The sequence below is a fragment of the Bradyrhizobium sp. AZCC 1693 genome (genome assembly GCF_036924745.1).
Classification (GTDB): domain Bacteria; phylum Pseudomonadota; class Alphaproteobacteria; order Rhizobiales; family Xanthobacteraceae; genus Bradyrhizobium.
In genome coordinates this window covers 3,661,938-3,679,376 of the sequence record NZ_JAZHSD010000001.1, presented here as the reverse complement: position 1 = coordinate 3,679,376, position 17,439 = coordinate 3,661,938, and the positions used below count along the sequence as shown (strand labels likewise).

At 62.9% G+C, this 17,439-nt stretch carries 12 protein-coding genes; 6 read left to right on the top strand and 6 right to left on the bottom strand.

The annotated features are described in order from the left end of the window. Nucleotides 1–13: 13 nt before the first annotated feature. Nucleotides 14–730, top strand: coding sequence for a hypothetical protein (locus V1293_RS17455; protein ID WP_334511121.1), 717 nt, complete (start codon nt 14–16; stop codon nt 728–730). A 267-nt stretch (nt 731–997) separates the two neighbouring features. Further along, nucleotides 998–3,784 carry a UPF0182 family membrane protein gene (locus tag V1293_RS17450; RefSeq protein WP_334511120.1) on the top strand — a complete coding sequence of 929 codons (2,787 nt, stop codon included), beginning with the start codon at nt 998–1,000 and terminating at the stop codon, nt 3,782–3,784. Nucleotides 3,785–3,904: 120 nt separating this feature from the next. Here V1293_RS17450 and V1293_RS17445 read toward each other — a convergent pair whose 3' ends face one another. After that, nucleotides 3,905–8,728 (bottom strand): NAD-glutamate dehydrogenase, encoded by a 4,824-nt coding sequence (locus V1293_RS17445; RefSeq protein WP_334511119.1) that lies wholly within the window; start codon nt 8,726–8,728, stop codon nt 3,905–3,907. Here V1293_RS17445 and V1293_RS17440 point away from each other — a divergent pair. Continuing rightward, entirely contained in the window at nt 8,618–9,007 is a 390-nt protein-coding gene (locus tag V1293_RS17440) for a hypothetical protein (protein WP_334517077.1), read from the top strand. The two genes, V1293_RS17445 and V1293_RS17440, sit on opposite strands and share 111 nt — an antisense overlap. Before the next feature lie 118 nt (nt 9,008–9,125). Here V1293_RS17440 and V1293_RS17435 read toward each other — a convergent pair whose 3' ends face one another. Beyond that, nucleotides 9,126–10,091, bottom strand: coding sequence for an alpha/beta fold hydrolase (locus V1293_RS17435; protein ID WP_334511118.1), 966 nt, complete (start codon nt 10,089–10,091; stop codon nt 9,126–9,128). A gap of 112 nt (nt 10,092–10,203) precedes the next feature. Between V1293_RS17435 and V1293_RS17430 the strand changes: the two genes are divergently transcribed. The 3 genes from V1293_RS17430 (at nt 10,204) to V1293_RS17420 (ending at nt 13,410) form a co-directional block, all read left to right on the top strand. Beyond that, on the top strand, nt 10,204–10,827 hold the full coding sequence (locus tag V1293_RS17430) for a TetR/AcrR family transcriptional regulator (protein ID WP_334511117.1): 624 nt from the start codon (nt 10,204–10,206) through the stop codon (nt 10,825–10,827). A 160-nt stretch (nt 10,828–10,987) separates the two neighbouring features. Continuing rightward, entirely contained in the window at nt 10,988–12,478 is a 1,491-nt protein-coding gene (locus V1293_RS17425; protein WP_334511116.1) for an amidohydrolase family protein, read from the top strand. A gap of 2 nt (nt 12,479–12,480) precedes the next feature. Then, the gene (locus V1293_RS17420; protein WP_334511115.1) at nt 12,481–13,410 is read left to right on the top strand and encodes a CobW family GTP-binding protein; all 930 of its coding nucleotides are present in this window, start codon (nt 12,481–12,483) and stop codon (nt 13,408–13,410) included. Nucleotides 13,411–13,484: 74 nt separating this feature from the next. Here the strand turns inward: V1293_RS17420 and V1293_RS17415 are convergent, their stop codons facing one another. The 4 genes from V1293_RS17415 to V1293_RS17400 form a co-directional block, all read right to left on the bottom strand. Beyond that, the gene (locus V1293_RS17415) at nt 13,485–14,447 is read right to left on the bottom strand and encodes a TRAP transporter substrate-binding protein (RefSeq protein WP_334516766.1); all 963 of its coding nucleotides are present in this window, start codon (nt 14,445–14,447) and stop codon (nt 13,485–13,487) included. A 41-nt stretch (nt 14,448–14,488) separates the two neighbouring features. Further along, complete coding sequence (locus V1293_RS17410; protein WP_334511114.1) at nt 14,489–15,796, bottom strand: TRAP transporter large permease; 1,308 nt, start codon at nt 15,794–15,796, stop codon at nt 14,489–14,491. A 1-nt stretch (nt 15,797) separates the two neighbouring features. Beyond that, nucleotides 15,798–16,343 carry a TRAP transporter small permease gene (locus V1293_RS17405; RefSeq protein ID WP_334511113.1) on the bottom strand — a complete coding sequence of 182 codons (546 nt, stop codon included), beginning with the start codon at nt 16,341–16,343 and terminating at the stop codon, nt 15,798–15,800. Nucleotides 16,344–16,542: 199 nt separating this feature from the next. Then, complete coding sequence (locus tag V1293_RS17400; RefSeq protein WP_334511112.1) at nt 16,543–17,400, bottom strand: DNA-binding transcriptional regulator; 858 nt, start codon at nt 17,398–17,400, stop codon at nt 16,543–16,545. Nucleotides 17,401–17,439: the final 39 nt, after the last annotated feature.

The following is a 17,439-nucleotide window of genomic DNA, read 5'->3' as shown; positions in this document are numbered from 1 at the left end:
GTCTTGCACCGCGGTGAACAACGAGTTCGACCACAAGATGAGCCGGAAGAATAAAGTTCCACTTGCTGATCGTGTCGCCAGGGCGGGCGAAGCGGCGCTTGCCGCCCGGCACTTTGTGAGCGCCATCGACATCCTCGTCGGGATCGGGTGGCTCGATCCTGAAGCGGTGGAACGCTGGCGCCGCGGGCAGATCGAGTGCCTGGAGGGAGTTGTCCGGACCAATCTGCCGCGCATCTCGGAGGCCATGAAGCTTTTCCGATCCTGGGCGACCGCGCGAGGATTGTTCGCAAGCGAGACGGCGTATGTCGGCCGTACGCCGCGGCGTCAGGCGCTGCGCTTCAGCCGAAGCGGAAATCCCGCGATCGAGGCGTCGTACCGGACCCATTGGGTGTCGCCGGAGCTTTCCGAGAAGAAGCGTGAGCGCCTGGCGGAAAAGGCAAGCCGCGCCCCGGAACTGGTGGTCGTCCAGCCGATGAACGCAGAGTGGCGATGCCATCGGTGCGGCGGCACCGGCGATCTATTGATGATGGAGAATCCTGGCCCGGCGTGCCTGCGCTGCGTTGGCCTCGATGATCTCGAGTTTCTGCCGGCGGGCGATGCCCTGCTCACGCGGCGCATGAAAGCGAAAAGCATCCGATATGCTGTGGTCGTGCGCTTCAGCAAGTCCCGTCGCCGTTACGAACGACAAGGTCTGCTGGTCGAGCCGCAGGCCTTGGCAGATGCGCGGTGATGCAAACAACGTCTTTGTCACAGGTAGGCCAGGCTACGTCGATAGGCTGAACTGCACCTGTCCGCGCGCCCGCGTTCGGATCGACCGGAACCAGCCTGGTCCGCGCATCCTGCATGATCAGCAACCCGCGAAGGTCGGCGACTCGATTTGCTACCTTGGCGGTTCGGGGGGCGACGGAGTTCCGAGCGTCCGCGCCCCCCGTCTCGAGGCGCAGTCCCTACCGCGAATAAACCGGCACGCGTCCCGCATTTCCGCTATGATCAAGCCATGACGATCGGGATTACCGGACCCGAACGGAAGGTACCAAGGCAAAGCGCCGTGGTCGGGTCCGCGATTGCGGCCTTCTTCGTTGGGATTTGCCTGATCCTGCTCTGGCTCACGAGCGACTTTCTGGTTGACTGGCTGTGGTTTTCCGCGATCGGTTATCCGCAGGTCTTTTGGACGACGATCGGCGCCAAAGCCGTCGTTCTTTTTTCAGTCTGGACCGGGACTGGGCTCGTCCTTTGGTTGAACGGATGGCTCGCGTTGCACTTTGCCCGGCGGCGGCCGACCCAATCCGTCGCGGCCTTCGTGTGGAATCTTGCGGGCAATATGCCGCCGCCCGACCTGCTGGCGGTCGTGCGCGATCGGCTGCCATGGTCCCGGATTATCGCGGGCGGTGCAGGTTTGCTCGCTCTGCTGGTTGCCGCGGCAGAAGCCGGCAATTGGGGCGTCATCCTGCAGTTTTTCTATCACGTCCCCTACGGCGCAGACGACCCGCTCTTCAACAAGGATATCAGTTTCTATCTCTTCGTGCTGCCGGCCTATATCCTCGTCAAAAACTGGATGCTGCTCACACTCGTTCTGAGCGCGCTTTTCGCCGCAGCGATCTACTGGGTGCACGGCGAGATCGAATACGACATTCATCGCCGATCGATGTCGACGACGGCAATCGCTCACGGTTCGGCGCTGCTTGCTCTCCTCTTCATCGTGAAGGCCTGGTCGTACGTTCTCGACCGTTATCTGCTGCTCTATGGCGACAACGGCGTCGTCGTCGGCGCCAGTTACACCGATGTGCATGTGGGGCTGCCGGGCCTTTGGCTAATGATCGGGCTGTCGATCGCCGCGGCGGTTGCCGCGTTGGCAAACCTCCGGGCCAGGACCTACCGGCTTCCTGTCGCCATGGTCATGCTTGTCGTTGTCGGCTCGCTCGTGCTGTCCGGCATAGCGCCCGTGTTGTTCCGGCAGTTCTTCGTCAAACCAAGCGAGTTGGAGCTGGAGAAGCCCTACATTGAACGAAACATCGCGCTCACCCGGCAGGCATACAATCTCGATCAGATCGCAGCCAAGCCGTTTGCTGCCGAACAGAAGCTTACCTTCAAGACGCTCGACGCCAACAAGGCGACAATCGAGAATATCAGGCTGTGGGACTGGCAGCCCTTGTCGGACACCTACGCGCAGCTGCAGGAGATCCGCACCTACTACAAATTCCATCATCTTGACGTTGATCGCTATTGGCTCGATGGCTCCTACCAAAGCGTCATGATCTCGGCCCGCGAACTGCGGCCCTCCTTGTTGCCGCCGAATGCCCAGACATGGGTGAACCGCCATGTACTGTTTACTCACGGCACCGGCGCGGTGATGAGCCCGGTCACTCGCAAGAGTAGCGAAGGGCTGCCATTCTTTTATTTGCGCGACATACCCCCTGTTGCGGACGGCGGCCCCCAGATCCGCGAACCGCGCATCTACTACGGCGAAGAGCACGACAGTTACGTCATCGTCAAAGGGAGCACACCTGAGTTCGACTATCCAAAGGGAAAGGACAATGTCTACGCGGCCTATGACGGCGCCGGTGGCGTTCCGATCGGATCGATGGTGTGGAGAGGCCTGTTTGCTTATTACTTCAACGACCCGAACCTGCTGCTCTCAAGCTACATCACCGCCGACAGCCGGATCATGATCCGTCGCAATATCCAGCAACGGGTAGCAACGATCGCTCCCTTCCTCAGGCTCGATCACGATCCTTATCTGGTCATCAGCGATGGGCGGATGTTCTGGATGCAGGATGCCTATACGGTGAGTTCCTATTTCCCATATGCACAGCCGGAGCAAGAGCTGAATCTCAACTACATTCGCAATTCGGTGAAGGTTATCGTCGATGCCTATAACGGAACCGTCGATTTTTATCTGATGGACGCCGGCGACCCGGTCGCCGCAACCTTCCAGCGTATTTTTCCGACCTTGTTCAAGCCGTTCTCGGCTATGCCCGCGGACCTGCAGAAGCACATTCGCTATCCGGAGGATCTGTTCCTGATTCAGGCGCGGCTCTATCAGACCTACCACATGGAAGCGGCCGACGTTTTCTATAATCGCGAAGATCTCTGGCAGTTCCCGCGCCAGCCGGGCGGCGGCGGCGTTGCAACAATGGCCCCTTACTACATCATCATGCGGCTGCCCGGCGAGCCGCAGGCCGAGTTCTTCCTCATGCTTCCGATGGTGCCCAGCCGCCGCGACAACATGATCGCGTGGCTCGCCGCGCGCTGCGACCCGCCCGACTACGGCAAGCTGATCGTCTACGAGTTTCCCAAGGAGAAACTCGTCTACGGACCGTTCCAGATCGAAGCGCGGATCAACCAGAGTACCGAGATATCGCAACAAATCACGCTGTGGAATCAGATGGGCTCGCGGGTGATCCGCGGTGCGAACCTGCTTGTGATCCCGATCGAGAACTCGATCCTTTATGTAACGCCGCTCTATCTGCGAGCGGAGCACGGACACCTGCCGGAGCTGAAACGCGTGATCGCAGCCTATGGCGAACACGTGGTGATGAAGGAGACCCTCGCCGAGGCCTTGTCAGCGCTGTTCATGGAGCCTGGCGCTGCGCCGGCAGTTTCAACCACGACAGAGGAGAGGCCCGTCACAGGCCCGGCGGCAAGTCAGGCACGGGAGGCGCTGGATCGCTACAATCAGGCAGTGGAGCGATTGAAGTCCGGAGATTGGAAGGGCTTCGGCACGCAGTTCGATGCAATGCGCGAGCTTCTGGAGGAAATGAACCGGCGCTCCAACGGCCATTAGCGCCCCCGCTCTTTAGGTGGGGCCGATCGTCGAGCGTCTGCTCGCGAAATCCAGTTTCCTGCACGCATCTACCATCTATGAGCGCTCATATCCCGAACCGCTCATCGTGAGCGCGCCCACTCAGCCTTTCACCATATCCCCGAGCAAGTTCGCCGCCACCGTCAGCTTCGCGAGCGTGAGGCCGCTGCCAGTAATCTCCTCGACCGAGCGGCGGATGCGCGTCGCTTCAGGATGAGCCGCGAGCCAGTTCCCGGCGGCCTCCTGGCCGCATTGGCCGGTCGCCAGCATGTCCGCAGCCAGTCTTCTTTCGGCGGCTGCGATCTGGTCGATGGCGCGATCAATGGCGAGACGTTCGTAATTGTCGTTTGCCGGGACGCTACGTGCCGCGGCGATAAGGCGATCGAGGCGGAAATTAGTCTCGGCCGCGAAGAAGGTAGTGGCGGCGTCGCCGATGGTCCGGCTGGTGCGCTCCGCTACAGTCACGATATCCGGTGCCGAGATCAAGGCGTTGAGATCGGCGAGCTCGCCCGCGAGGTCGGCTGGGACGCCGGCATCGATGAGATCCTGCCGTCGCTTGCTGCGCCCGGCCTGCAAATCCTCCGGAAGGGTCTTGTCGAGTCCGGCGACGATCTCGCGGATGCTCGGGCCGAAGCGCGCGATGACCGAGTCCAGACCGGCCTTGAAATCGACGTTGCGCACAAACCAGACCATGCGGGAGAGCAGGAGATCCTGGATCGCCGCGTAGAGGGTAAGTTGCAATTGCCCATCGATGCGGGTGTCGAGTCCATCGATCGCGTCATTCAGCCGCTTCAGACCGCAGGATTCATCTACCGCCACGAAGGCCATGCCAATGGTCGACACGTCGGCGTCCGTCTCGTCGATCAGGCGCACGACACAGGCCGGGCCGCCGCGATTGATAACGGCATTGGCGAGATTGGTGGCGATAATCTCCCGCCGAAGGCGATGCTGTTCCACTGCAGATGAGAATTTGTCCTCAATCTTGCGCGGGAAGTACCGAGACAATTCGCTGGCGAGATATGGATCGTCAGGCACGCTGGTGACGAGCAGATCGTCGTAAAGCGTCAGCTTGGCGTAAGCGAGCAGCACGGCAAGTTCCGGCCGAGTCAGGGATTGGCCGCGCCGGGCGCGTTCGGCGATCGCCGCGTCGTCGGGCAGGAATTCCACGGCGCGGCTGAGAAGGCCGCGCTGCTCGAGCGACTGCATCAGGCGCGTGAGGAAACCGGTCTCTGCCAAGCTCTTGCGTTCGGCCAGAGAAAGCGCCAGCGTCTGCAGATAATTGTTGCGTAGCACCAGGGCGCCGACCTCGTCGGTCATCGCGGCCAGCAGGCTGTTGCGGTCAGCCGCACTGAGACGTCCCTCGCGCTCGGGGCGCGCCAGCGCGATCTTGATATTGACCTCGACGTCGGAGGTGTTCACGCCGGCCGAATTGTCGATCGCGTCGGTGTTGAGCTTGACGCCCTTCTGCGCGGCTTCGACGCGGCCGCGCTGGGTGACGCCGAGATTGGCGCCCTCGCCGATCACCCGGGCGCGGATATCGGCGCCCGTGACGCGGATCGGATCGTTGGCGCGATCGCCGACCTGATCGTCGCTTTCCCCCGACGCGCGGATATAGCTGCCGATGCCGCCAAACCAGAGAAGGTCGACGCGCGCTCTCAGGATCGCCGTCATCACCTCGAACGGCGTGGCTTGCGGCTTGTCGAGATCAAGCAGGGCGCGCACTTCCGGGGCGAGCGGAATGGCCTTGAGCGAGCGCGAGAACACGCCGCCGCCTTGCGAGATCAGCGCCTTGTTGTAATCCTGCCAGCTCGACCGCGGCAGGTTGAACATGCGCAGGCGTTCGGCGTGGCTGACGGCCGGGTCGGGCAAGGGGTCGATGAAGATATCGCGGTGATCGAAAGCCGCGACCAGCCTGGTAGCCGGCGAGAGCAGCATGCCATTGCCGAACACATCGCCGGACATGTCGCCCACGCCGGCGACGGTGAACGGCATGGTCTGAATGTCGGTGCCGAGCTCGCGGAAGTGGCGCTTCACCGCCTCCCAAGCGCCGCGCGCCGTGATCCCCATCTTCTTGTGGTCATAGCCCTGGCTGCCGCCGGAGGCGAAGGCATCGCCGAGCCAATGGTTCTTCTCGGTCGAGATCGCGTTGGCGATGTCGGAAAAGGTGGCGGTGCCCTTGTCGGCGGCGACGACGAGGTAGGGGTCGTCGCCGTCATGCCGCACGGTGGAGTCGGGCGGCACGATGACGTCGCCGTCGAGATTGTCGGTGAGTTCGAGCATGGAGCGAACGAAGATGCGATAGGCTTCGGTGCCTTCGGCCATGAAGGCGTCACGATTGGAGGGCGGCGGCAGGCGTTTGGGCACGAAGCCGCCTTTGGCGCCGACTGGCACGATCACGGCGTTCTTGACCTGCTGGGCCTTGACCAGGCCGAGGATCTCGGTGCGGAAATCCTGCGGCCGGTCAGACCAGCGCAACCCGCCGCGCGCGACCTTGCCGAAGCGCAGGTGAATGCCTTCAAGGCGCGGCGAATAGACGAAGATCTCGTAGAGCGGCCGCGGGGCCGGCAGGTCCTCTATCTTGCGCGCGTCAAACTTGAAAGAGATCACCGGACGCGGATGTCCGTCCTGGCCGATCTGCCACAGATTGGTGCGGATGGTTGCCTGCACCAGATTGGTGAAGCGGCGCAGGATGCGGTCTTGGTCGAGCGAGGCGACCGATTTGAGCTGCTCCTCGATCTCGGCAAGGAGGGTCGTCTCACGTGCCGAGCGCTCGGCGTCGGTGGTGGCGAGGCGCGGATCGAGGCGGGCCTGGAACAGCGCGACCATGCTTGCGGTGATCGCGGTGTTCTTGCGCAAGGTCTCCCACATGTAGTCCTGGCTGAACGGAGCCCGGATCTGGTGCAGGTAGCGGGAGAGCGCGCGGATGGTCGAAACCTCGCGCCAGCTCAGGGCCGTGCGCAGGATGAGGGCGTTGTATCCGTCGGATTCGGCCCGATCGCCGACCACCGCCATGATCGAGGCTTCCAGGCGATGGCCGAATTCCGGGCTGATCACGATCGGCTTGCCGTCGTTGGCCTCGATCGTCATGTCGTGCAGCCATACCGGCGCCGGCGCCGGCATGGCGCGAGGCACGATCTGATAGGTGCGCTCGTTGACGACGCGCAGGCCGTGATGTTCGATCACCGGCACCCGGTACGACAGCGACAGTGGTGCGCCATGCGAGAAGACCTTGAGACCGAAGCGCGTTGGATCGTCCTCGCCCTTGATGCGGTGGGCCGAAATCGCCACCGGCCGCGCCGGGGTGAGTTTTTCGATGGTGGCGATATCGGCAATCGCCTGCGAGGTGCCGAAGGCCTCGGTGTAACCGCCAGTGAAGGCCTGGGCGTAACGGTTGGCGAGCATGCGCGCTCGCATGCCGTCGGTGGAGGCGGCGAGCGCCGCCTTCAGCTTGTCGCCCCAGGTCGCGGCGATGGCGCTGATCTCGGCTTCCAGCGTCGCGCGCTCGACGACAGGCGTTTCGCCCTCATAGCGCCCGATAATGTAGTGGACGCGCGCGAGCGATCCCTCGGGGAACGAAGCGTAGGAGGCCGCCAGGCGCCCCTTGTAGACCTGCGCCAGGAAGTCCGCGACGCGCGTGCGCACATCGGTATCGTATTTCTCGCGCGGAATGAAGACGAGGATGGAGACGAAACGGTCGAACTTGTCGGCCCGTGCCAGCGCCCGTACGCGGGGACGCTCATAGAGCGTCAGGACTTCCATGACGAAATTGTAGAGCGTTTCGGCATCGACCTGGAAGAGCTCGTCGCGTGGATACTCTTCGAGAATGTGCAGGACCGCCTTGCCTGAATGACTGGCTGGGTCGAAGCCGGCGCGCTGCAACACCTGCTCGACCTTGTGGCGGACATGGGGGATCTGCCGCGCCGAGCGGGTATAGGCACCCGACGTGAAAAGGCCGACGAGGCGCAACTCGCCCTCGAGGCGGCCGTCGGGCGCATAGAGTTTGATGCCGACATAATCCATGCGGACGCGGCGATGAACGCGGCTGTTCACATTGGCCTTGACCACCATGAGGACGGTCGGCTCGCGCATGAATTCGCGGATTTCCGGCGTCATGACCACCATTTCGGTGCCGCGGCGCAGGACCTTCACATCGGGATCCCGCAGGATGCCGAGGCCTTCGCCCGTGCTGATGTCATCCGACGCATCGGCGTCGGGCGAGAAGCGATATTCGCGCAAGCCCAGGAAGGTGAAATTGTCGGCGCACAGCCATTGCAGGAACTGGTTGGCTTCGGCGACCTCATCGATCGGCAGCGGCGGCGGATTGGAGCGGAAGGTCATGATCGCCTGCTCGACGCGGGCGCGCATGGCTCGCCAGTCGGCGACGCAGGCGCGTACGTCGTTCAGCGTCCTGGTGAGGCCGTCAATCAGCTTCTGGCGATCGGCATCGGCGTCCAGACGCGCGATGTGGAGGTGAATCAGGCTTTCACGCTCGCCCTTTGCTCCCTCGGGGAGCGTTTCGCCGTAGAAATGCAACAGCTTGCCTTGCTCGTTGCGCTCCACGGCGATGATCGGGTGGGCGACCAGCGTGACCTCGACGCCTTGCTCGGCGAGTTCCGCCATGATGGAGTCGAACAGGAAGGGCATGTTGTCATTGAGCACTTCGAGCACGGAAATCTCGCGCCCGTCCGGCATCATCGGATTGATGACGCGGATGTCGGCACGGCCCGCCGTGCGTTGCTGCACGTGTTCCCAGGCTTGTTCCGACAGGAAGGCCAGCGAGGCCGCATCGTAGTTGGCGAGGTCCTCGAAATTGGTATGACCGAACAGACGCTCGGCAAAGGATCGGGGCGCCTTGCCTGGCCGCATGTCACCCGCGGCTTCGTGGATCAGAGTCGCCCGGGCCTTGTCATCACGCCACGCCGCCATAACGTCCTCCATTTCTCTCGCCGCCCGACCGATGTCGCGATCGTCCGCTTGATTCTGGAGTGCACCTCTTCGAGCGCATCATTTTCACCGGAATTGATCACGTACGCGAAAATCCCGGCCACGGAGCCTCCGCGGCTCTTGATCATCATGCCATTAAATTTCGAGAAATACATCTCCGGATGCGTTTCAGCTGACTTCGAGAGGGCGGCGCGTCTGAAGTCGGTCCCGACGATCGTCGAACCGTCAGCCAGCTGGCGAAATCACGAGGAGTTTCAATGAAATATCAGTCCGCCGTTTCATTCTGAGTGGTGCGCCAAGCGACGATATTCCGCGATTTTCTGCGGCACTGTTCGACGAAGCGCTGCTTGGGCTCACCGCAGACTGCATCAGCAGGCGATCACGTCAGTCCCTGGGCAACGGCGCGCAGGATAATCGCACGCGCCTGCCGGCCTTCCGGCGTCGGCATCCCCGCATAGTTGTGTGGCTGGTCTTTTCGCAGATGAAGCTCGACCGGCACACCCGCGGCCCGCGCCTTTGCGGCCAACTCGACACTGTCAGGATAGAGAAGGTCGAGCGTACCGGAGAATACGATCATCGGCGCCAGCCCGCGGAAATCGCCATTCAACGGACTGACATACGGATGGGCGACATCCAGGTCGCCAGCATAAAGCCGCCCCGCTTCGATGATGCCCGGAATATCCTGCAGGGGGTCACGCGCAGCGATCGCCATATGCTCCGGGCTGCTGATCGCAGCATCCACTCCGGGCGAGATCAGCACCAGCCCGTTCGGTTGCCGATATCCGGAATCTCGTAACCATTGGGCTGCCGCCAGCCCCAATCCAGCGCCCGCCGAATTGCCGACCACCGTGACTTTCGCGGGCCTGGCATCTTCCAGAAGCTTCCATAACAGGTTACCCGTGGCCGGCACGACGTCCTTTGCAGTGGCACGGGGAGCCAGCGGATATATGGGAACGACGCAACGGACGCGAGCATGGCGAGTCAAGTAACCGATGAAGCGCCAATGGGCGCGGACGATCTCGTTGATGTAGCCGCCGCCGTGCAAGAACAGCACGTAGTTGCCGATATTGGGCTTTGCAGACGGCGCCGTATAATAAACCGGCCATCCCGCCACATTCTTCAAAGTCACCTCGACAGCGCGGCCCAAACCCGTCGGTTCATAGCAAGCCGGTCGCAATGCCAGTCTGCGCACATGCTCTTGTACGGCAGCGGCGGACGCCGTCTGCTTCTTGATGGGAAGAAGCCGTAGCAGACCATTGATGCAGCGGCTCTGCCAGCTCGGCCCGGTGTCGTCCGGCAGCAGCTCCTGAATCTGCTGTGTTGATGGCATCTCGTCAACGCTCATGGCTACATCCTGCTTGGTGTCCGGCGGGTCATGGCATCTGTCTACTTGTCGCCGTCTGGGATAGAATATGAGCGATAGCTCGTATTCCATACTCGCATTTGGAACGCATGACATGGCGCGCAAGCCGCCCACCAAACCCAGAAAAAACGCCTCTCAAGAGAGATCACGTGCGACGGTTGACGCGCTTATTGAAGCGACGGCTCGCATTTTGGTCAGGGAAGGTTTCGACAAAGCCAGCACCAACCGGATTGCTGAGGTGGCGGGCGTGAGCGTTGGCTCGCTTTACCAATATTACCCTGGCAAAGAGGCGCTGGTTGCCGCCGTCATCGATCGTCATAATCAGGAAATCATGCGGGTCGTCCGTGCCGCGTTGGCGGAGGTCGCCTCGCAGCCGATTGAGAAAGCGGTGCGCAGGATTGTTGCCGTCGCGATCGAGGCGCATCGCATCGATCCCAAGCTACATCGCGTCCTTGCAGAGCAGATTCCGCGCACGGGACGCCTCGAGAATGTCGAAGCCTTTAATCGTGAGGCCCATGCTCTCTTCAGGGCCTATCTCGAGCGCCACCGCGATGAACTTCGCACGGTCGACCTGGGACTTGCGGCATTCGTGTGCGTGACCTCGATAGAGGCGCTGGCCCATACGGCCGTTTTGCACCGCTCTGAAAAGCTCTCGGATGAAGTGGTTAGGACGCTCGTCGACGAGACTACACGTCTCGTGGTCGGATATCTGCAGTAGTCGCCGTGGTGCATGATGCCTCAGCATCGGCGGAGGTGGTCGTCGGTCCGAAAATCTGCCTCTATTGGAGAATCGAGACGGCCCGCACGCAGCCGGTTTACGTACTTGCGGAGCGGCTACCGGCCTGCCGGGTCTAAAGTTTTGCGTGGGGAGTAACGATATGAGCGGCTTGGTGATCAGCGGCGGCCGGGTGGTGGATCCGGCGAGCGGGATGGACGCTACTGGCGACGTGGCGGTGGTGGATGGCCGGATCTCCGCTGTCGGCACCGGGCTCGGCGGCGCCGAGCGAATGATCGATGCGACCGGGCTGGTGGTGGCGCCCGGCTTCATCGACCTGCACGCGCACGGCCAGTCGATCCCGGCCGACCGCATGCAGGCGTTCGACGGAGTGACGACGACGCTCGACCTCGAGGCGGGCGTATTGCCGGTCGCATCCTGGTATCGGCGCCAGGCCGCCAAGGGACGCGTGCTGAACTACGGCGCCGCCGCCAACTGGGCCTTCGCGCGCATCGGCGCGATGACCGGCTCCAACGCGGAAAGCTCGCTGGAGGCGTTCGGCAATGCCATGCGCGATCGCCGCTGGATCGACAACGTGGCCAGCGACACGGAGGTGGCCGGTATCCTCGACCGCCTCGCAATCGGACTTAACGAGGGCGGCATCGGTATCGGCATTCTCAACGCCTATGCCCCGGGCGCAGGCGTACAGGAGCTCACTGCGGTCTGCCAACTGGCGGCGGCGCATGATGTGGCGACCTTCACCCACGTCGCCTACATGTCCCGCATCGATCCGGAAAGCGCCGCCGAGGCCTATATCCGCCTGATCGGCTATGCCGGCGCTACCGGAGCCCACATGCACATCTGCCACTTCAACTCTTCCAGCAAGACGGACGTGGAGCGTTGCGCCGTGCTGGTGGCCAAGGCGCAGGCGCAGGGCCTGCCGATCACGGTGGAGGCCTATCCCTACGGCACCGGTTCGACGGTGCTGGCGGCGGCCTTCTTCAGCGATCCGGAGTTCGAGGCGCGCAATGGACTGGGCTACGATTCGGTGCAGCGCGTGACCGACGGGCGGCGCTTCCGCGACCGCAAGGAATTGCTGGCAGCGCAGGCGGAGGAGCCCTCCACGCTGGTGCTGTGGCATATCCTGGATACCGAGAACAATCCGCACCATCGTGACCTTCTGGACATATCGGTGCTGTATCCCGGCGGCGCGATCGCGTCCGACGCGATGCCCTGGACGCTGTCGGACGGCAGCGCTTACACCGGCGACGCCTGGCCGCTGCCTGATGACGCCACCTCGCATCCGCGTTCGGCGGGTTGCTTCACCCGTTTCATCCGCGAGTGGGTGCGTGAGCGCAAGAAGCTGTCGCTCCTGGAAGGCGTCCGCAAATGCGCCCTGATCCCGGCGGAGATCCTTTCGCGCAGCACGCCCGCGATGCGCGCCAAGGGAAGGCTGCAGCCAGGCGCGGATGCCGACATCGTCGTGTTCGATTTCGACGCGCTGACCGACCGGGCGACTTTCTCGGCGATGAACCGCCCGTCAGAGGGCGTGCGGCATCTGGTGGTCAGCGGCCAGCCGCTGATATCAGATGGCGTGATGGATGTGGCGGCGAGGCCGGGCCGGCCGGTGCGCCGGCCCGTTGCCGAGAGTTGATTGTGGCGGTTCCGATCCTGCTGGTGACCGGCTTCCTCGGGGCGGGCAAGACCACGGTCGTGAACCATCTGCTGGCGCATGCGCAGGGGCGGCGGATCGCCGCCGTGGTTAACGATTTCGGCGCTGTTAACATCGATGCGGAGCTGATCGCGGGCGCCAGCGACGGGGTGGTCAGCCTGAGCAACGGCTGCATCTGTTGCTCGCTGGAAGGCGATCTGTTGCGCACGCTCGCCGCCCTGCTGCGGCGTGATCCGCGGCCGGAGTTCATCGTGATCGAAACCAGCGGGATCGCCGATCCCTCCGATATCGTGCGCAACCTGATGGATCCCCTGATCTGGCGGGAGGCGCCGCTGGAAACGGTGCTGTGCGTGGTGGACGCGACGACAACGAGAGAAGCGTTGAACGACGCGTTGCTGCGATCCCAACTGCGGGCGGCCGACGTGGTGGCGCTGAGCAAGGTGGACCTCGTGGACACGGCGGGTCGCGCAAAGTTGCGCGATGCCGTCCGGGCGGTGCGTCCGGCGGCGGTGGTGGTCGATGCGCTGCATGGCGAGGTCCCTGCAGCGCTGCTGTTTCCCGCGGATTTGGACCGCGTGCCGGCGCCGCGCGAGGTAGGGCCGCGACGGCCGGCGGCCGACCGGTTCGAGACGCTGAGCTGGACATCGGAACGGCCGGTGTCGCTCCCCCGGTTGCAGCAAGCGATCGGTCGGCTGGCGCCGAAGCTCGCGCGCGCGAAGGGGTTGTTCGAGACGGTGGAGCAGCCCGGGCGGTTGACGGTGTTTCAGCTCGCCGGCGGGCGCGCGACGTTGGCTCCGGGCGGGGCGCTGCCGGCCGGAGCGCCGCGGACACGGATCGTATTCATTGCCGAGATCGGGGTTCTCTCGATCGCCGAGATCGATGGGATCATGGAAGCGTGCATCGAAGCCGGGTGAGGTGAGGGGCCGATCGCCTCCCCTTGCGAAACTGTTGCGTCCGGCGAGCGAACGCCGGACGCAACAACGATGGTCTACTTTCTATAGGCCGCGATCACGGCTTCACCATCGGGGCCGGCCTTCTTGAGCCAATCGGCCGTCAACTGCTCCCCGACTTTCTCAAGGCCCGTCTTCAGCGCCGGCGGCGGCGGCAGCACCTTCATCTTGTTGGCCTGAAGCTGTTCGAGATACCACTTCGCCTTTTCTTCCGCGAGCTTCCAGCCGCGTTCTTCGGCGACCACGGCCGCCTTGAGGATGGCTTCCTGGGTCGGCTTGTCGAGCGCGTCGAACGCCGCCTTGTTCACGAAGGTCACGTTCTTCGGAATCCAGGCCTGCGTATCATAGAAATGCGTCATGCTTTCCCAGGCCTTGCTGTCGTAGCCGGTCGAGCCCGAGGTCATGAACGCGTTCACAACGCCGGTAGCCAGCGCCTGCGGCAGTTCCGCCGCCTGGATGGTGACAGGCTGCGCACCGACCAGTTCGGCGATGCGCGCGGTACCGACATTGTAGGCGCGCCACTTCAAGCCTTTCATATCCTCGACGGTGTTAAGGTCTTTCTTGGAATAAATGCCCTGCGGACCCCACGGCACCGCGAACAGGAGCATCAGGCCTTGCGATGCGAGCTTCTTTTCGACGGCGGGTTTGGACACGAGCCACAGCTTCTTGGCTGCCGGATAGCTTGTCGCCAGGAACGGGATGACATCGATGCCGAACATCGGATCTTCGTTCTCATGCAGCGAGATCAGAACCTCACCCGCCTGCGCCTGTCCGGTGGCGACCGCGCGCTTGATTTCCGGCGCCTTGAACAGGGATGCGGCGGCATGCACGGTGATCTGCAGCTTGCCGCCGGTGGCGTCGCCAACGTCCTTGGCGAACGCGATCAGGTTCACCGAATGCGGATTGTCCGCCGGATAGGCCGCCGGGAGATTCCATTTGGTCTGCGCCAGTGCTGGAACAACAAGTGCGGGAGCGGCAAGCGCCGCGACGCAGGCGGCCATAGCGCACGTCTTAATAAGCCTGAACATGACAATACCTTTCTCTAGCCAGGGAACGCGATCCGCGGCAGCACCATCACGATAGCAGGAAAGACCGTGATGATGGCAACCGCCAGAACGAGCAAAAAGAAGAACGGCAGGGCCGCCTTGGCGACCGTGTTGGAATCCTTGCCGCTCATGGTCTGCAGGACGAACAGATTGAAGCCGACGGGCGGAGAGACTTCCGCCATTTCCACCACCAGCACCAGGAAAATGCCGAACCAGACAAGATCGAAGCTGGCCTGCTTCACCATCGGAATGACGATGGCCGTGGTCAGCACGATCATGGAAATGCCGTCGAGTGCCGTGCCGAGCACGATGTACATCACGGTCAGCGCCGCGATCAGCGCATAGGGACTGAGCTGCAGGCTGTTCACCCAGGTCGCGAGCGCCAGCGGGATGCCGGTATAGGCCATCGACGTGCCCATGTAGGAGGCGCCCGCCAGGATCAGGAGGATCATGCAATTGACCCGCGTCGCGCCCATGACGCTCGCCCAGAAGGATTCCCAGCTCAGCGCGCCTTGCCACCATGCGATTGCGAGCGAGCCCAGTACGCCCCAGGCTGCGCATTCCGTCGCCGTCGCCCAGCCCATCAGCAACGACAGAAAGACGAAAACGATCAGCAGCAGACAAGGAATGAGATTGAGCGACTCTGCAATGCGCCTGCGCAGGCTCATCGGCGGATCGGCCGGCGGCGTGCGCTTTGGATTGGCGAGCGACCAGATCGCGATGTAGCCGGAATAGAGCACCATCACCAGCAGGCCCGGCAGAAATCCGGCGAGGAAAACCTGAATGATGGAGACGTTCGCCTGCACGGCGTAGACCACCATGGTGATCGACGGCGGGATGAGAATGCCGAGCGTGCCCGCACCCGCGAGAGAACCCAGACTTAAGTCTTCGTCGTAGCCGCGCTTCTTCAACTCCGGCAGGGCAATCTTGGCAACCGTGGCGCAGGTCGCGGCTGATGATCCCGACACCGAACCGAATACGCCACAGGCGAGCACATTGACATGCATGAGCCGGCCCGGCAGCCAGTTCAGCCAGGGCGCAAATCCGCGAAACATTTCCTCCGACAGCCGCGTGCGGAACAGAATTTCGCCCATCCAGATGAAGAGTGGCAAGGCCGCCAGCGACCAAGACGCGCTGTTGCCCCACACCGTTGTCGCCAGCACGCTGCCCGCCGGAATGCCGCCGCCGGCGAATTGCATGCCGGCCCATCCCGTCGCCATCAAGGCGACGGCGATCCAGACGCCGGCCCCGAGCAGCAGCGCAAGAAATCCAAGCAGGATCGCGGCTATGGAGAGAAGCTCCATGTCAGACCCCGCTCTGCATGGCGCGCTCGACGATTTCCTCGGCGCTCTGCGGCTTCGGCAGTTCGTAACGCGGCGCGAAGCCGCGCAGGACGTGGACCAGCTCATCCACAAAAGCGATGAAGAGAATCACAAGTCCGCCGCTGTAGCCGAGTTGCGGAATCCACAGCGGCACCGCGATGACGCCTTGCGAAATGTCGGAAAATTTCCATGACTGCCAGGTCATGACCGATGCATGCCACGCGAAGAAGCCGATGAAGCCGACGCCGACGAGGAGCGCTGTTATCTCGACATAGTGGCGGACATTGTCGTTGAGGCGGTCGATCAAGAGGCCGACGCGGATCATCTCGCCATGTTTGAACGTGTGCGCGAGCCCGAGGAAGGCGGTTGCCGCCATGCACCAGGAGATGAAATCATCGCCCGCCGGAATATTGATGCCGAGCGGCCGGCCGCCGGACAGCAGCATCATCAGCACAAAAATCGCAATGAGGAAAAGTCCGGCGAGATAGCCGGAGAAAAGGTAGATTCGATCAAGAAACAGGCGGATCATACTGTGTCCTTCCCCTCGCACGCCCTTTGCCCGCAAGCAATAGAGATGCCAATTCCGGTAACCGTCCTCTTCCGGAATGAGTCTATCGATCCTAGCCGTAGGCGAAAGCCGATCACTGAAATCAGTCCCCAGAAGAAGGAGACAGGGTTTCGGAATTGTTCCGGACCGTCAAGGCGGGATACGGTCACGCGTCACCTCTCTATTGCTGCAATGAAGAGACGCTTGCGGCGATATTGTCGGCCAAGGCTTTCACAAGCGGGACGTAGCGCTGGACGACGTCCGCGCGGTCGAGCGCCGACGTGAAATAGGTCATGCCGACGGTGGCGAGCACGCGCTGGTTGACGATGATGGGAAGCGCGATCGTGCCGGATGAGCGCGGCTCGACCATCGGGTCGCGTTCGGCGAAGCCTTGCTTGCGGATCGTGGCCAACAAAGTCAGCGCGCGCTTTCGCTCGGTGGCGAGTTTGTCTTCGCTCTCCTGCGACCGCGCCAGCATGTCGAGCAGCATCGACCGCTCGCTTGTCGGACAGAAGGCCAGGTAGGCGCGCCCCAGCGCCCGCCCGAGCAGGCTGAGATGCATGTTGAGGGTGCCATGAAACGGCGAGACCGGGCTGTCGGGAATGGTGCTGAAGCGGACCACGACAGAGCTCCTGTCGAGGACGGCGATGGCGATCGGCCAGTGATATTGCCGCGTGAAGGCGAGCGCCCATGGGCGCGCAGCCTCCACCACCAGCGGATCGCCGTGAAAGCCGTTGCTCAGCGATTTGACCCGCGAGGCGACCGCGTAGCCGCCCTGCCGCCGGTCGTTGGCGGCGTAGCCCATCGCGCATAGCGACTTCATCAATCGCACCACGGTCGATTTCGGCAGCCCGGTCGCCCTGTGCAGGCGATCGATCGAGGTGACGCGGTGGCGATTGAGCTCCTCCAGCAGCAGGAGCGTGCGGGAGGCGGCTTCGACGGTGTCGGATTTAAGCGGCATACGATGGAATTCCACCTGGTGGAACGCGACCGAATAGCTATGGCCGAGCGGCGTCCTCCCTGCAATGGTTTTCGCCAAGCGCCACGCCGGAGTCTGCCTTCTCAAGGCAAGCCTGTG

Coding starts and splice junctions, on each gene's coding strand:
- V1293_RS17450 (WP_334511120.1), top strand. CDS start 998: ATGACGATCGGGATTACCGGACCCGAACGGAAGGTACCAAGGCAAAGC.
- V1293_RS17440 (WP_334517077.1), top strand. CDS start 8,618: ATGACCGAACAGACGCTCGGCAAAGGATCGGGGCGCCTTGCCTGGCCG.
- V1293_RS17445 (WP_334511119.1), bottom strand. CDS start 8,728: ATGGCGGCGTGGCGTGATGACAAGGCCCGGGCGACTCTGATCCACGAA.
- V1293_RS17435 (WP_334511118.1), bottom strand. CDS start 10,091: ATGAGCGTTGACGAGATGCCATCAACACAGCAGATTCAGGAGCTGCTG.
- V1293_RS17430 (WP_334511117.1), top strand. CDS start 10,204: ATGGCGCGCAAGCCGCCCACCAAACCCAGAAAAAACGCCTCTCAAGAG.
- V1293_RS17425 (WP_334511116.1), top strand. CDS start 10,988: ATGAGCGGCTTGGTGATCAGCGGCGGCCGGGTGGTGGATCCGGCGAGC.
- V1293_RS17415 (WP_334516766.1), bottom strand. CDS start 14,447: ATGGCCGCCTGCGTCGCGGCGCTTGCCGCTCCCGCACTTGTTGTTCCA.
- V1293_RS17410 (WP_334511114.1), bottom strand. CDS start 15,796: ATGGAGCTTCTCTCCATAGCCGCGATCCTGCTTGGATTTCTTGCGCTG.
- V1293_RS17405 (WP_334511113.1), bottom strand. CDS start 16,343: ATGATCCGCCTGTTTCTTGATCGAATCTACCTTTTCTCCGGCTATCTC.